This is a genomic window from Pseudomonas sp. TH07 (assembly GCF_016651285.1).
Taxonomy (GTDB): Bacteria; Pseudomonadota; Gammaproteobacteria; order Pseudomonadales; family Pseudomonadaceae; genus Aquipseudomonas.
The window spans coordinates 6,041,964-6,057,507 of sequence record NZ_JAEKED010000001.1 but is presented as its reverse complement, the minus strand read 5'-3'; the positions used below and the strand labels follow the sequence as shown (position 1 = coordinate 6,057,507).

General features: G+C 65.7%; 7 protein-coding genes. 3 read left to right on the top strand and 4 right to left on the bottom strand.

Annotated features, from left to right (window positions below; translation table 11 throughout):
• The first annotated feature begins 34 nt into the window (after positions 1-34).
• On the top strand, positions 35-3,982 hold the full coding sequence (locus JFU57_RS27650; protein WP_201131493.1) for an RHS repeat-associated core domain-containing protein: 3,948 nt from the start codon (positions 35-37) through the stop codon (positions 3,980-3,982).
• The gene (locus JFU57_RS27645; RefSeq protein WP_020297025.1) at positions 3,979-4,167 is read left to right on the top strand and encodes a hypothetical protein; all 189 of its coding nucleotides are present in this window, start codon (positions 3,979-3,981) and stop codon (positions 4,165-4,167) included. Before JFU57_RS27650 ends, JFU57_RS27645 begins: the two co-directional genes overlap by 4 nt.
• 26 nt (positions 4,168-4,193) lie before the next feature.
• Here the strand turns inward: JFU57_RS27645 and JFU57_RS27640 are convergent, their stop codons facing one another.
• Genes JFU57_RS27640 through JFU57_RS27625 form a run of 4 tightly spaced genes read right to left on the bottom strand, consistent with a single transcriptional unit; the run spans position 4,194 to position 12,076 of the window.
• A complete protein-coding gene (locus tag JFU57_RS27640) occupies positions 4,194-4,847 on the bottom strand; it encodes a response regulator transcription factor (protein ID WP_078468764.1) in 654 nt (217 codons plus the stop codon).
• Between the two features lie 55 nt (positions 4,848-4,902).
• On the bottom strand, positions 4,903-8,022 hold the full coding sequence (locus JFU57_RS27635; protein WP_342032581.1) for a hybrid sensor histidine kinase/response regulator: 3,120 nt from the start codon (positions 8,020-8,022) through the stop codon (positions 4,903-4,905).
• Positions 8,023-8,027: 5 nt separating this feature from the next.
• Positions 8,028-9,302, bottom strand: coding sequence for an EAL domain-containing response regulator (locus JFU57_RS27630; RefSeq protein ID WP_201131492.1), 1,275 nt, complete (start codon positions 9,300-9,302; stop codon positions 8,028-8,030).
• A 2-nt stretch (positions 9,303-9,304) separates the two neighbouring features.
• Positions 9,305-12,076 carry an ATP-binding protein gene (locus JFU57_RS27625; RefSeq protein WP_342032580.1) on the bottom strand — a complete coding sequence of 924 codons (2,772 nt, stop codon included), beginning with the start codon at positions 12,074-12,076 and terminating at the stop codon, positions 9,305-9,307.
• Positions 12,077-12,277: 201 nt separating this feature from the next.
• Here JFU57_RS27625 and JFU57_RS27620 point away from each other — a divergent pair, with 201 nt between their 5' ends.
• Positions 12,278-15,400, top strand: coding sequence for an autotransporter outer membrane beta-barrel domain-containing protein (locus JFU57_RS27620; RefSeq protein WP_207202242.1), 3,123 nt, complete (start codon positions 12,278-12,280; stop codon positions 15,398-15,400).
• Positions 15,401-15,544 lie beyond the last annotated feature (144 nt).

Here is a 15,544-nt window from a genome sequence, read left to right as displayed (position 1 = left end):
AACGGTCCCACAGACCTCAAGGATGGACAGATAGATGAGCGGTCTTCCCGTTTCCCACGTTGGCGAAAAGGTTTCCGGCGGTGTGATCGCCACCGGCTCGCCAACGGTGCATGTCGGCGCGTCCGGGGTCGGCATCGCCGACCGGGTGTCGGCCTGCGTGCCCAATGTCGGCCAGCCGGTGAACCCGATGCTGGGCTGCAAGCTGCTGCCCGAGGAAGTCGACTTCGCCCTCGCCGCGCCGGACACCTTCACCTTCGGTCGCGGCTACCTGTCGAGCAACCCGCGCATCAGCCGGCTCGGCCAGGGCTGGTGGCTGCCGGGGGAGAGCATGCACCTGGAGCTGAGCCCGACCGCCTGTGTGCTGATTGACGCCCAGGGCCGGCGCATCAGCTTTCCGGCCCTGGCGCCGGGGGCGGTGTTCTACTCGGGTACCGAGCGCCTGTGGCTGCGTCGGGGTGGCGCCCCGCAGGAAGGACCGGCCGTTCAGCCGTGGAAGGGGCGCTGGGCCGCGGTACCGGAGGCGCTGGCCGCCGACGAGGGTGCCGTGCTGTTGTTGGTCGACACCAGCTACCTGCATTTCCAGCGCCAGGCCGATGGTGTCTGGCGCCTGCACGCCACATTCGGCCGCAGTGGCTACCGCACCGAGTTCGGCTGGAGCCAGAGCGGCCTGCTGACCAGCATCCGCGACAGTGCCGGCCGCAGTTACGCCCTGGTCTACCAGGGCTGTTGTGAACCGTCGCCGGGGGATGACGGGGTGCGTCTGCAGGGGGTGATCCTGGCCAATGTCGACGGCCCGGTACCGGCCGACCTGGACCTGCAAAGCCGCCGCCTGGACTGGCTGGTGCGCTACCAGTTCAACGACAGCGGCGACCTGGTGGCGGTGCGCAACCGCCTCGGCGAAGTGGTCCGGGTGTTTGCCTGGCACAACCACATCCTGGTGGCCCACGGTGAGCCCGGTGGCCTGGAAGTGCGCTACACCTGGGACCTGCACCAGTCCCACGGCCGGGTGCTCAAGCAAAGTGAAACCGACGGCCTGACCCGCGAGTTCCGTTACCAGCGCGAGGCCACGGAGGTGGTCGACAGCCTGGGCCGTACCGAGCGTTACGAGTTCAGCGGCAGCGGCGGCGAGCAGCGCTGGACCGCCCTGGTGCGCGCCGATGGCAGCCGTACCGAGTTCGAGTACGACATGTTCGGGCGCCTGGTGCTGATCCGCGATCCACTGGGCCGCGAGTTCCGCCGTCGACTCGATGGCCAGGGCCGGGTGCTGGAAGAACAGACCCCGGGCAAGACCCGATTCCGCAAAAGCATCGACGACGAAACCGGGCTGCTCAAGGAACTGATCGACAGCATGGGTCGCCAGTGGCTGCTCAAGCATGACGCCAGTGCCCGGTTGCTCAGCGTCCAGGGGCCGGCCGGCATCACCCGCTATGCCTACGACGACCCGGCGCTGCCGGACCGGCCCACCCAGGTGGTGGATGCCAGGGGCGGCATCAAGCGCCTGACTTGGAACCGCCTCGGCCTGCTGGCCAGTGTCACCGACTGCTCGGGCCAGACCCGGACCTGCGAATACGATGGCGAAGGCCAGTTGCTGGCCGAAACCGATGCCCTGGGCCAGGTCACCCGCCGTGGCTACGATCACCTGGGCCAGGTCACGGGCCTGTCCATGGCCGACGGCACCCAGCTCAAGTACCGCTACGATGCCCAGGGGCGCCAGACCCATATGGCCGATGGCGACGGGCACTTCACCCAGTTCTTCTGGGACCGCGCCGAACGCCTGACCTGCGTCGCCGATGCTGCCGGGCATGAGCAGCATTACCGCTACGACGAAGCCGGGCGCCTGGTCATGCTGACCAATGAAAACGGCGCCCAGGCGCATTTTGCCTATGACCTGCTGGACCGTCTGGTGCAGGAAACCGGCTTTGACGGGCGCTGCCAGCGCTACCGCTACAACGCCGCCGATGAATTGGTGGCGCGGGTCGATGCCGACGAGCGCGAGACCACCTACGCCTACAACCTCGACGGGCGTCTGCTGAGCTGTCACCTGCCGGCCACCGTCAGCGCGCCGGCGAGCAGCCAGCATTACCGCTGGCTGGCCGACGGGCGCCTGGCCGGGGTCAAGGGCGCGGATTGCGAACTGCGCTTTGCCTATGACGAGGCGGGAAATCTGTGCCTGGAAAACCAGATCCACGCCGACGGCTGGGTCTACAGCGTCGCGCACCGCCATGACGAACTGGGCGCGCGCCAGAGCAGCCGTTTTGGCGATGCCCCCGAGGTCAACTGGTTGACCTACGGCCCCGGCCATGTGCACGGGGTGCTGGTGGCCCAGGCCGAGCTGGCGTTCGAGCGCGACGCCCTGCACCGTGAAACCCGCCGCGACGGCCGGCTCAAGGGCCAGCCCGAGGCGTTGTTCAACCTCGAGCGCCGCTACGACCGCCTGGGACGCCTGACCCATAGCCAATTGACCCTGGCGGCGGGCGATGACTGGCGGCGCAGCTATCAATACGACGCCCTGGGGCAACTGACCGGCATCGATGAAAACCTGCGCCCGAACCGGCGTTATGACTACGACCGCAGCGGCCGCCTGGTGGCCAGCCAGCGCAGCGACGGGACGCCCCAGCGCTACGCTTTCGACCCGGCGGGCAACCGTTTCGACAGCGAGGCCCCGACCCCGGCGGCGCAACACAGCAGCACCAGCCTGCACAACGAGTTGTACCGCTCGGGTTATGTGCACACCGACAGTGCGTCCCAGGCCGGGCCGCAGTCCGCGGTCGGCAGCCTGGGCAATCGGGTCGAAGCGTTCGGCGGCAGCCGCTACCGCTACGACGGCGCCGGCAACCTGCTGGAGCGCATCGACGCCGATGGCAACCGCCTGCAACTGGCCTACGACGGTGCTCATCGCCTGGTCCACCTGGTGCGCTGGCGCGCCGATGGGGGGCGGGTCGAGGCGCGCTATCGCTATGACGGCCTGTCGCGGCGCATTGCCAAGACCGTGCGCGAAGGTGAGCAGGAATACACCGTGCGCTTCGGCTGGGACGGCGATCGCCAGTGCGCCGAAGCCTTTGGCCAACGCCTGCGCACCACGGTCTACGAGCCCGGGGCCAGTGTGCCGTGGCTGCGCCTGGAGCAGGACTGCGAGCCCGACAGCCCGGAACTGTTGCAGGTGCGCCAAGCCATGGCGGCCGAAGACCAACCGCTGCCGGCGCAGTGCTTCCCGGCGTTGGGCGCACCGCGTATCGGCTTCTTTCACACCGACCATATCGGCACCCCGCTGCGCCTGAGTGACGAGCAGGGCCGTACCCTGTGGCAGGCCGAGGCCGACGACTGGCGCGCGATAACCGGGCAAAACGGTTCCACCGACCAGCCGCTGCGTTTCCAGGGCCAGTATCACGACCTGGAAAGCGACCTCTACTACAACCGCTATCGCTACTACCTGCCGGAACTGGGGCGCTATGCGACCCAGGACCCGATCGGCCTGCGGGGCGGGCCTAACCTGTACGTCTATGCGTTGAACGTGCCCTCGGTGGCCTACGACCCGACGGGGCTGTTCGTGCCCTTGCTGGTGATCGGCGCCTTCGCCCTGCGCGGGGTGATCGGTGCCGGCATCGAGCTGGGGGTGCAGGCGGGCAAGCAGGTGCTGGGGCAGGTCAAGGACAACTGGGACAACGACCGCGAACTCACTGATATCAAGTGGAAGTGCATCGACATCAACTGGAAGCATGTGGCGGTATCGGGGGCCGTGAGCACCGTGGCCCCGGGTATGCTCACCACCGGCAAGAACGTGCTGACCTCGGCCAAGGCCCTCAAGACCCTGAATGGCCAGGCCGCCAATACCGCGAACCGCGCCGCCAAACTGGCTGCGCGCAAAGCGGCCCATTCCTCGAAAATCAAAAGTGCCGTCGGCACCCAGATTGCCTGGCAAGGCGCAAAACAAGTGGTCAAGTGTCCGTTGAAAGACGAAGAAGAGGAGTGCCAGGAACAATGAAACGCATGCTGTTGATGACGGCGATCTTCATCCCGCTGGCTCTTTTGTACAACGTACTGACCCAGTATTTCGGCGAGACCTGGCTGGTGGTCGGGGCCTTTTGCCTGCTGCTGGTGGCGCTGCGGGTCGGGTTGTACCTGTACCGCCGGTCCAGGGGTATCAAGGACAACTACCTGGATGAATGAGCACGGCCCGGGCCCGGGCCGCACGTTCACTGGAAAGCGCCGGACTCCAGGCAGAACGCGACCAGGGCCTGGTCGCTGTCCAGGTTCAGCTTGCGGATCGCCGAGATCTTCTGTGCGCTGACGGTCTTGATGCTGCGCTTGAGGTTGGCGGCGATCTGCATCATCGATTCGCCACGCACGAAGTGGCGCAGCACCTCGTATTCCTTGGGCGTGAGGCTGCTCAGCCCCTCGGCCATCGAACGCACCGGGCCGTTGTGCTGCTCGTTGTACTCAAGGTCGGGCGGGTAGTGCACGCGCCCGCGCCGGACGTTGTCCAGGGCGCTGAGCAGCTCGCTCATGTCGTGGCGCTTGAGCAGCACCGAGCGCACGCCGATGTCGTACAGGGTGGCGACGATCATCGGGTTCGACATCATGGTCAGGACCAGCACCTGGACCCGCGGGAAGTGACGGATGAGGTAGGTCACCAGGCGAATCCCGTCGCCGAATTTTTCATCGCCCTCCATGAAATAGTCGGTGATCACCACATCGATGCTCGGGTCGTCCGCCAACTGTTGGATCAGGGCGCTGGGGGTAGTGACTGCCGCCACCACCTCGTAGTGGGCGGTGCTGTTCAGCAGGCTGCTGACGGCAGCCAGTACCAGTGGATGATCGTCGGCCAGTGCAACGCGGATTTTTTTCATGTGGACACGATCCATTTTCAGAAGAAATGCACGGTAGAGGATAAGTGGCAGAGTTTCAGTCGGGCAGGCTGATCCGCTCCAGGGCGTGTAGCAGAGTCAGGCTATGCGCGTGGGTGGAGGGCGTCAAACCGGCCTCCCGCAGGTCATTCCCGAAACGCTCGAGCTGCTCGATCAGCGCCTCGTAGCCGGCCACCGCGAGGGAGCCGCGAACCCGGTGCAGCAGCTCGAAGATGCGGTCGTAATCCTGTTCGTCGAGTGCCTGGCGCAAGGTCTGGATATCCACGGTCATGGTGCTGATGAAGATCTGCCGCAGGTCGCTGGGCAGGCCGGGCGGTTCCTCGAACAACGGGATGCACTGCTCGGTGTCGAGGCCGCTGAGTTGGGACAGGGTGGCCCACAGCGTCTGCAACTGCACCGGCTTGACCAGCCAGGCGTCCATGCCGCAGGCCCGGCAGCGTGCTTCCTCCTCGCACATGGCGTTGGCGGTGACGCCGATCACCGGTCGGTCATCGCCGCCCGCGCGAATGCGGGTGGTGAGCTCATAGCCGCTCATGCGCGGCATGTTGACGTCGGTCAGCAGCAGGTCGTAGTCGCCGATCCGCCACAGGTCGAGGGCCTCGGCGCCGTCGGCGGCCAGGGTGCTGTGGCAGCCCAATTGCTTGAGCTGGTGGCTGAGGGTCGCCTGGTTGATCGGGTTGTCTTCGGCGACCAGCACGTTCAGGCGAAGCGGCGGCAGGCTGTTCAGCGGTTGCAGGCCCGCGGCCCGGCCGGTCGGCCCGGGCTCGGGTTCACCACGCAGCTTGCGCTCCAGCAGAAAGCCGATGGCGCTGAAATCACAGGCATCGGCCAGGCTGGCCCCGGGGCCGGTCCGTTGCCCGTCGAGGACGATTTCAGTCAGGCCGGCGAGGGCCTCGGCGCGGCCGCCGGGGGCGTCGAACATGCGCAGCAGAATGCCCGGCCCGACCCCGTCGAGCGTCGCGCCTTCCAGGGACGTGGCCTCGGCGCCCCAGCGATTGAGCCATTGGCAGAGGTTGCCGGTCAGTTCGTGATGGGGGCTGTGCACGTAGATTCGTGCACCGGCCAGGTCCGGCTGGCGCGGCGCGGGGTTGGTGCCAGCCAGCGGCAGCTCGAGGCTCATGGAGAAACTGCTGCCCAGCCCCAGCGCGCTGGTCAGGCGGATTTCACTGCCCATCATCGCCGCCAGTTTGGCGCAGATCGACAGGCCCAGCCCGGCACCATGCACGGTGTGGGAGTGGGCGTCGATCTGATAGAAGGGGGTGAACAGCTGTTGCTGCTCTTCCTGGCCGATGCCGATGCCGGTGTCCACCACTTGCAGGGTCATCAGCACCTGGCCATCGCTCCCGGGCTCGGCACGGGCGCGGACGATGACGTGCCCGGAGAGGGTGAACTTGATGGCGTTGCTGATCAGGTTGGTGAGGATCTGGCGGATCCGCACCGGATCCCCCAGCAGCGCCTGGGGCAGTTGCGGATCGACGCAGGAAAACAGCAGCAGGTCCTTGTTCCGGGCACTGTCGATAAAGGCCCCGGTACAGCCCTGGACCAGCTCCCGGGGGTCGAACGACTGCCCGCCCAGGGCCAGTTGGCCGGACTCGATCCGGGTGATGTCGAGAATGTCGCTGATGATCTGCAACAGCAGCCCGGAGGACACCTGGATGCGTTCGAGCAACTGGCGCTGTTCGGGGTCGAGGTCGGTCAGCCCCATCAGTTCCAGCGAGCCGAGGACCCCATAGAGCGGGGTGCGGATTTCGTGGCTCATGGTTGCCAGGAACACCGACTTGGCGCCGTTGGCCCGGTCGGCGGCGTGCTTGGCCTGGGTCAGCTCCTGTTCCATCTGCGCTCTTGCACTGAGGTCGGCGAAGGCACAGACCACCACATCCTGGTTGTGGTAGCGGGTCGGGGCAAAGGCGATATAGAACGAGCGGCCATCGTGGGCGCGGTGGTTTTCGATGGTGCCCGGTTGCGTGGCGCGGCTGAGCCGCTCCAGCAGCGGTTGCTCCAGTCCGCTGTCGTGCAGGCTCTGGCCGACCTGGGTGTCGAACCACTTGAAGGCCAGGGTGTTGGCGAAGACGATCCGGCGTTCGTCGCGGCTGAACACGCAGAGCGCCACTGGGGTGGTTTCCAGCAGGGTACGACTGAACTGGTCGCTTTCCATCAGTTGCCGGTGGGCCTGTTGCGCCGGTGCGATCACCCGTCGGTTGTAGCGGCGCACATAGGCCCAGCCGGCCAGCGGGCTGAGTGACAGCAGGGCGATGATGCTTGCCAGCAGCCAATAGTGGCCGAAGAACAGGCTGGGGTAGGACAGGATGTAGTAACCGGTCCAGGCCCCGTTGGTGGCGTCGACCCGGAACACCAGCCCGTCAGCCCGATAATTGACCCCGGGGCCGACCCCGCTCGGGTACGGCGCCGGACCCAGCAGCAGGCCGTCTTCCCGGCCGACCAGCCAATGGGCGTCGTAGATGCCACGTTGCAGCACCCGGGAAAAAATATTGATTCGCTCGCGGCTGATCAGGGTTGCGGCATAGGTGCCGGGGCTTCCGCTCGCGGCGTGACGCAAGGGCAGGTAGGCGATCACATGGTCGGGGTAGCCCTGCAGGCCGATCCAGCGGATGCGGTCGGCGCTCGCGGCATCGGCGCGGATCGCGGCCATCGCCGCCTGGGTCAGGGGCGCCGACAGGTTGGGGCGGCGGTTGCCGACCGTGGGCACGGTGTAGCTGGTGCCCGGTTCGGCATCCACCACCAGCAGGCCCGAGGCGGGAAAGCTCGAACGCACCCAGAAACTGGAATAGAGGTCGGCCAGGTAGCGCCCGAACCCCGCGGCCCGGCTGCTTTGCAGAGGGCAGGACTTGAGATCCTGGCAGATCAGGGTGAACGGCGTATCGACCGGCGAAGGCGTGCCCTGGTACAGGGTCGCGCCGGGTATCTGCTGGTCGTCCATAGCGTGGAAGATCCACGGCGAATTCTGCTGCGGGTCGCTGTAGTCGAGGATGTGCGCCTGCTGCAGGCGGGTGAGCAGCGCCTGCTGCTCGTCCATGTAGCGGCTCTGCAGGGTGAAGTCGATGCTGATGCGCTCTTGCTCCTGGCTGATGATCCGCTGGAAGCCCCAGAGCAGGGCACCGGACATGATCAGCAGCAGTGGCAGGACGCCGAACAGCACCAGGTTCAGTCGTCGAGAGTTTCGCGCGATGCGTCGTAGCGGGAGGTTTGGCATGGAGTAGGAAAAGCGGCCCGGGTGGGTGGAGAAAAAGGTGGCGGTACACTGCATCCCAGCAACTGCGAGAAAGCGTCCAGCTCCAATGCCGCGGAAATAAGATAACCCTGGGCGCTGTCACAGCCAATAAGCCGCAGAAACTCCAGGTCACGTCCTGACTCCACGCCTTCGGCAACCACTTCCAGGCCCAATTGCCGACCCAGTTGCACCGCTGCCACCAGGGCCGCGGCCCGGGCTTCGTCGGCTGCTGCGCCGTTGACGAAGTGGCGGTCGATTTTCATCTCGGTAAAAGGCGTCGAAATCAGGCTGTACATCGAACTGTAGCCCATGCCGAAGTCGTCCTGAGCCAGGCCGAAACCCTTCAGCCGCAGGCGACTGGCGCCCATGTGGTATTGCCCGGGCGATAGTGGGCGTTCGGTTTCCAGCAATTCGAAGCAGATGTCGCGGGTGGCCAGGCCGGCGCGGGCGGTCATCTGTTGCAGGTGGTCCGGCAGGTCGGGGTCATCCAGCAGCCCGGTGGGCAGGTTCACCGATACCGTGATGCGGTGGCCCAGGGCGTGCCAGTGCTTCTGCGCCTCGATCGCGTCGTCGAGCATCAGGAACAGCAGCGCGCGATCCAGTCGGTGCCGGGTGATGGACGCCAGGAACGAATCCGGCATCAACAAACCGAAGGACGGGTTGTTCCAGCGCACCAGGGCTTCGGCGCCGATGATCTTGCCGCTGGCCAGCGAGCGGCGTGGCTGGAACCGCGCCTGCAGTTCGCGGCGGGCGATGGCCCGCTCCAGCACCTGGCGTTCGAACACCGGCTCGTGCTCGGGCTTGAGCCGCGTGCCGGCGCGCTGGCCGGTGCTGATGATGGTGCAGATCTGCTGCACGTGGCCGGCGTCCAGCGGTTTGGGGAAGGTGCCCAGTACCGCCAGGCCTTTCTCCTTGGCCATCAGGCCGACGCTGTTCATCAGGCGCCTTGAGCAGGACGAGACGATAGCCAGGATCGGTGCCCGTGGCATACCGCTCAGGGCGTCGATGAATTGCACGCCGTCCATCTCCGGCATGTGCAGGTCCACCAGCACCAGGTCGTATTCCTGCTGGTGCAACAGGGCCAGGGCCTGGCGGGCGTCGAGGGTCGTGTGTACGGTGCCAAAGCCTGCCTCTTCCAGCAAGCGCTTGACCCGCAGGCACTGGATCGGGTGGTCGTCCAGTACCAGAACACGGATTGTCTTGGGCATGCTCACATCACCTTCCTCTTTACTGATTGAAGTACCTCGCAAAGCGTATCCAGAGGTACCGGCTTGATAAGCAGATGACGAATCCCCGCTGATTCGCAGCGGCTGCGCAGCACCGGCGACAGCTCACCGGTGATGCCGATGATCGGCCCGTCGAAGCCGCGCTCACGCAGGGTGCGGGCGAATGCCAGGCCGTCCATGTGCTGCATCTGCAAGTCGGTCAGCACCGCATCGAACGCCAGCAGGTCGTCGCGTTTCAGGGCGTCGACGGCGCTGGCGACCGCCACCACCCGGTTCCCCAGGTACAGGCCTTGTTGCAGGATCACCTGCAAGGCCAGGGGGCTGTCGTCCACCGCCAGCAGCCTGAGGTCCATCTGCGGTGCCAGGTTGTCCGGCGGCGAAAAGCGCATTTCGCTGACAATCCCGGCCTGTGCCTGGGCCACGGCGTCGCGCAGGCTGTCGAGGCTGTACATCCGCGCGACCCAGGCCGGGTTCGCCTGGCGTAGCGCGGGGGCCATCCCGGGGGCATGCATGATCACCCGCGGACCGCTCCAGGGGCCGAGTTTGAACGGGTCGAGAAACGCCTCCACCAGCACCGAGCGCAGGGGCGGGGCCTCGTTGCCCGGGGTGTAGGGCAAGGCCAGTGCGCCCCAGCGGCGCAGCCAGTGGCAGAGGTTCTGCACCACTTCCAGCACGTCGCCCCGGACATACACCGGGGTCACGCCCAGGCGCGGCATTTCAGGTTCGGGGCGGTCGGTAACGGCTTCCAGGGCCAGGCTCAGGCCGAAGCTCGAACCCAGCCCGGGCTCACTGATGGCCGAGAGCTGGCCGTGCATCATGTCCGCCAGGCGCGCGCAGATCGCCAGGCCCAGGCCGGTGCCGCAGGCTTCCTGGCTCAACCAGCTGGGTACCCGGTAGTAAGGTTCGAACAACCTGGCCTGGAATTCGCCAGCAATGCCGGGGCCGGTGTCGACCACCTGGAAACGCAAGCGGGCCAGGTGGCCGCTGGTTGGCGTGCAATGCAGGCGCAGGATCACATGGCCCGACTCGGTGAACTTGATCGCGTTGCTCACCAGGTTGTTGAGGATCTGCCGGATCCGCCCGCCATCGCCGAGCACCTGTTCGGGCGTGTCCGGGTCCAGGGTCACGTACAGCCGCAGGCCCTTGCCACGGGCCCGGGCCGAGTAGCTGAAGGCCACTTCTTCTACCAGTTGCACCGGGGAGAACGGGGCGAGGTTCAGGCTCAGCCGGCCGGACTCGATCAGCGACAGGTCGAGGGTGTCGTTGATGGTGCGCATCAGCGCCGAGGAGGCTTGCTGCGAGGCTTGCAGGTAGTCCTGCTGCTGGGCATTGAGGGGCGTGGTGTCGAGCATTTCCAGGGAACCGAGAATGCCGTACATCGGGGTGCGGATCTCGTGGCTGAGGGTGCTCAGGAACAGGGTTTTTTCACGGTTGGCCTGGTCCGACAGGCTCTTGGCCTGGAGCAGCGATTGCTCGGCCAGCTTGAAGTCGGTGACATCGTTCATGCAGCACAGCACCGCGGCCACGCCGTTGTAGCCGGTGGGGGCGCAGGTCAGCTGGAGAAAGGTGCCGTCCGCCAACTGGTGCTCGATGGCGTGGACCCGGCCGTGGGCGGTGGCCAGGATCTGCGCCTGCAGTTCCGGGACTGCGGCCAGCCAGCGCCGGCCCGACTCGTTGGACAGGATCAGCGAGCCCTCGTCGCGGCGAATCAGGCACAGGCCCACCGGGGCCATTTCGATAAACCGGTGGTTGAGCGAGACGCTGTCCGCCAGTGCGCTGTAATGGCGAACCGCAGGCTCCACCAGGCGCAGGCGGATAAAGCGTGCCCCGAGGAAAATCCCGGCAAACAGCAGCAGGGTCATCAGGGCTGTGGTGTACAGAGGGCCTGCGGTGTCCTGCAGCAATTGGCTGACCGGGGCGTAGTACACCAGGCGCCATCCGGCGTTGCCCACCGACTTGTTGAGCACGACGTAGTCGGGCAGGCCGCGCAGGCGGTGCAGGCCGAAGGAGTCTTCCTCGGCCTTGAACCGCGACAGCGCCTCGGGCACCGCCCAGGCGGCACTGTGCAGCACCACCGCGCCGTTGGCGTCATAGAGCACGTATTTGCCCTGGTGCAATTGCAAGGGGTCGAGCGCCAGGTCGGTCTCTTTGAGTTGCAGCCCGAGCCAGCCGTCGGCAGCGTTGTGCTCGTCGATCGGGCGCAGCAGGTACACCTGTTTCGAACTGCCGTTGGGCACCCAGGACCACAGGGTGCGCGCCCCCGGGTGCTGGTTCAACAAGGCTTGCGCCGCGCTCTGGTCGAGGCTTTGCAGCCACTGGGCGCTGGCATCGAGGTTCGTGCCGCTGCCGCCCCCGGGCTCATACACAGTGCGGATCAGGCCCTGGTCCGGGGCCAGGTAAATCAGTTCGCTGTGGGTGCTGGCGATCTCGATCAGGTCGCGGGCCGTGAGGATCAGCGCCCAGGAATAGTTAGCGGCGTTATTCCCCAGGGGTAACAGGCGTAGTTGATTATTAGTTGCAAGGAAGTTGGCAGTTTTGGAACTTAGGCTGCCGTCGATATTGCGCACGGCGGAAGAAGAAATAGCCTTCAGCAGACTTTCCCGTTGATTGAAGAACTGTTGCGCATTGAAGGCCGCGGCATTCATCTGACGCCGATAGCTGGAAAGGGTTTCCGTCAATGAACCCTGAATCAAAAACCCCGCAATGATCAGGATGCAAGACAGCAAGCTGAGCATGAACAGACGCAGCAGAGCCACCGGAATATGGGGTCCGGAAAAGTGCCTGAGGGGCTGCGGGGAAGGGCCGTGTTTAGTCATCCGCCCATGTTAGGGATATCGCTGAATAGTCCCTTTAAGAAAATTCTTAATACCCGTCATTTAGGATAATTCTCATAGGTTAGTTGCGTGAAAGATTCGACCATCCAGGCCTCTCTTGCTCTATGCAAAGGTGTGAAAGTTATGTTTTTGGTTAAAAGGGCGCTCACGGTATTTTCCGTGTTGCCGCTGCTGACACTTTCCGCCCAGTCTGCTCAGGCGACTGATTATGAAAAAATCGACCTCAGTTCCGCGCAAGGCGAATCTCGGGTGCTCGATGACGTGCGCGTCGACTTCACCGGCAGCGGCCCGGGGATTCGTGTCAGCGGCGCGCAAAACCAGTTGCAGGGCGACGGTTACCAGGTGCAGGTCACGGCGGCCAGCGCGAACAGCGCGGTGGTCGGGGTGCAGGTGGAGGGCGGAGGCCAGGCCACGTTGAATGACGTCAGCATCACCACCGGCGGCTCCGACCGGGCCGACGGCGCGCTGGTGACGGGGACCGGCAGCCGCCTGACGTTGAACGATGTGCAGATCACCACCGGTGGCTCCGGCAGTCGCGGGGTGGTGGCTATCGACGGCGGCCAGGCGGTGTTGTCCGGTGGCTCGATCAGCACCTCGGGCAATCAGGCCGAGGCCCTGTCCGCCAGTGGCAGCGGCTCCAGCATCCAGGCCTCGAACATGGATCTTTCCAGCACGGCGACCTGGAGCGGCACCCTGGTGCGGGCCGCGAGCGGTGCCTCCATCAGCCTGGACAACGTGACGCTCAACACCCTGGGCAGCATGGGCGCGATGTCCGCTGAAGGGGTTGGTTCGTCCATCAGCGCCAATGGCGTCAACCTGACGGCGACTGACGGGCAGGGCGTGCGTGTCACCAGCGCGGCGTTGACCTTCCGCAACGGCAGCATCAACGCCAAGGGCGACGGCATTCTGCTGAGTCAGCTGTACCAGATACCGGGCGGCGTGGCCCAGGTCAGCAACAGCGACATCGTTTCGCAGAACGGCTACGGCATCAACATCAACGCTGACAGCGCCGCCGCCGACCTGGATAACGTGCGCATCACCACCCAGGGCAATTACGGTTCGGGGCTGTGGATGCCCGGGAGCAACAGCCGCGCCGACCTCAAGTGCAGCACCATCGAAACCTTCGGCAACCAGGCGACGGGCATCGACAACCGCGCTGGCAAGGCGACCATCACCGGGGGCAGTATCGTCACCCACGGCACCAGCTCTCACGCACTGTATGCATCGGCCGATACCATCAACAGCCCGGGCGCCGAGTTCGACGTCAAAGGGGCATGGATCGAAACCTTCGGCCGTGGTTCGGTGGGCGCCCTGGCGCGAATGTCCGGGGCCAAAGTCAGCGTCAGTAACAGCCGCATCCTGACCCACGGTGACTCCGCCTACGGCCTGTTCGCCTCCGGGCGTGGAGCCAGCGTGGCACTTGTCGACTCCGACCTGTTGACTGAGGGCGAATCAGCCTATGGCCTGTCCATCAGCAACAATTCCACGGCCAGGTTTCAGGGATCGGCCGTGCAAACGGTGGGTACCTCCGCCCACGGCATTGTCAGTTACGCCACCGGGGCCGGGGTGGTGAATGACATCGAGGTCAACGCCAGCCAGATCGTCACCCAGGATGGTGTGGGCATCCTGGTCAATGGCGGCGGCCTCGACATCCGCCTCACCGACAGCCGCCTGCTGGCCCGCAGCGCCGGCCAGCCGGGCACCGCGCTATGGATTACCGACCGTGCCGGCGGGGTGTTGGCGGGGGATGTGCAACTGGATGCCGTGAGGTCGCAGATCAGCGGCGACATCGTGGTCGACGCCGGCACCCTGCAACTGAACCTGGGCGATCATTCGACCTTGCAGGGGGCCATTCAGGACAACCGGCAAAGCGCCCGGCTGGACATCGACGACAGCAGCTTCTGGACGCTAACGGGCGACTCCACGCTCAACCAGTTGACGAATGCCGGGGTGGTGGAGTTCGCCGATCCGGGCCTGGGCGGCGCCTTCAAGCAACTCAAGGTGAGCGGTGACCTGAGCGGCGACGGGCTGTACATCATGAACACCGACCTGGGCCAGCAGGCGGGCGATCGGCTGCTGGTCGGTGGCCAGGTCACCGGGCAGAACCAGATCCTGGTCCGCAACTCCGGCGCCGAACCCGGTGCCGACGGGCAACGCCTGACCCTGGTGGAGAGTGCCGGGGGACCGGGCTCGTTCAGCCTGGCCAACGCCGGGAAGGTGGTCGATGCCGGGACCTATCGCTATGAGCTGCAAGGCGATGCCCAGTCCGGCGAGTGGAACCTGGTCAACGTCGGGCGCAACCAGCCGCTGACTCCAGGGCCGGACAACCTGTCCACCGGCGCCAGTGCTGCCATCAACAGCAGCGCCATCGCCACCTTGCGCGGCACCTGGGACGCCGAGCGCGCGACCCTGGTACAGCGGGTCGGCGAACTGCGTGCCGGTACGGGCGGCCAGGGCCTGTGGGTCCGTGGCTTCGGCCAGCAGCAATCCCTAGACAACGGCGTGGGCCGGGACTTTTCGCAACGGGTGCAGGGCAGCCAACTGGGGATCGACACCCGCATCGCCACTGCCCAGGGGGCGCTGGTGGTGGGTGGCCTGGCGGGGTACAGCCAGACCGACCGCGATTTCAAGGGCGAGGGCAGCGGCAAGCTCGACAGTTACCACGCGGGGGCCTACGCCACCTATCTGGATGACTCGGGCTGGTACACCGACACCTTGCTCACCCTCAACCGCTGGTCCACCCGGCTGGAGGTGCACGGCACCGATGGCGCCAAGGTCTCCGGGCATTCACGCAGCCACGGGGCGGGGGTTTCGGTGGAAGCCGGCAAGAAAATCAACCTCGATGACGGCTGGTTTGTCGAACCCCAGGTGCAAGTCTCGATGCTCTACGTGGCCGCGGACAGCTACCGCCTGGACAACGGCCTGCAAGTCGATGCCGGTAACGGCCTGTCGACCCAGATGCGCGCCGGCGCCCGCACCGGACGCGCATTGCCACTGGACAACGGCGTGCGCCTGCAACCCTACCTCAAGGCCGGTTGGGTCGAAGACTTCTCGGCCCGCAATACGGTCAAGACCAACGGCATCAGCAGCCGCCCCGATGGCAGTGGCGGCGGCTGGTATGCCGGGGCCGGGGTCACTGCGCAGGTGAGTCCCAAGCACCAACTGTATGCCGATCTGGAGACCAGCGAGGGTTCCAGCATCGACCGTCCCTGGGCGGCCAATATCGGCTACCGCTACAGCTTCTGACGCTGGGCGGCGTTTGTGGCCGGTGCTGCGAGCAGACGCAGCGCCGGCTTTTCAAGAGTGGGGCGTGCCTTTGGCCTGGCCGTGAATGAATGAGCAAGTGGCTGCCTGATCCACACGAAAAATGATTTATCATACGCCGTATGT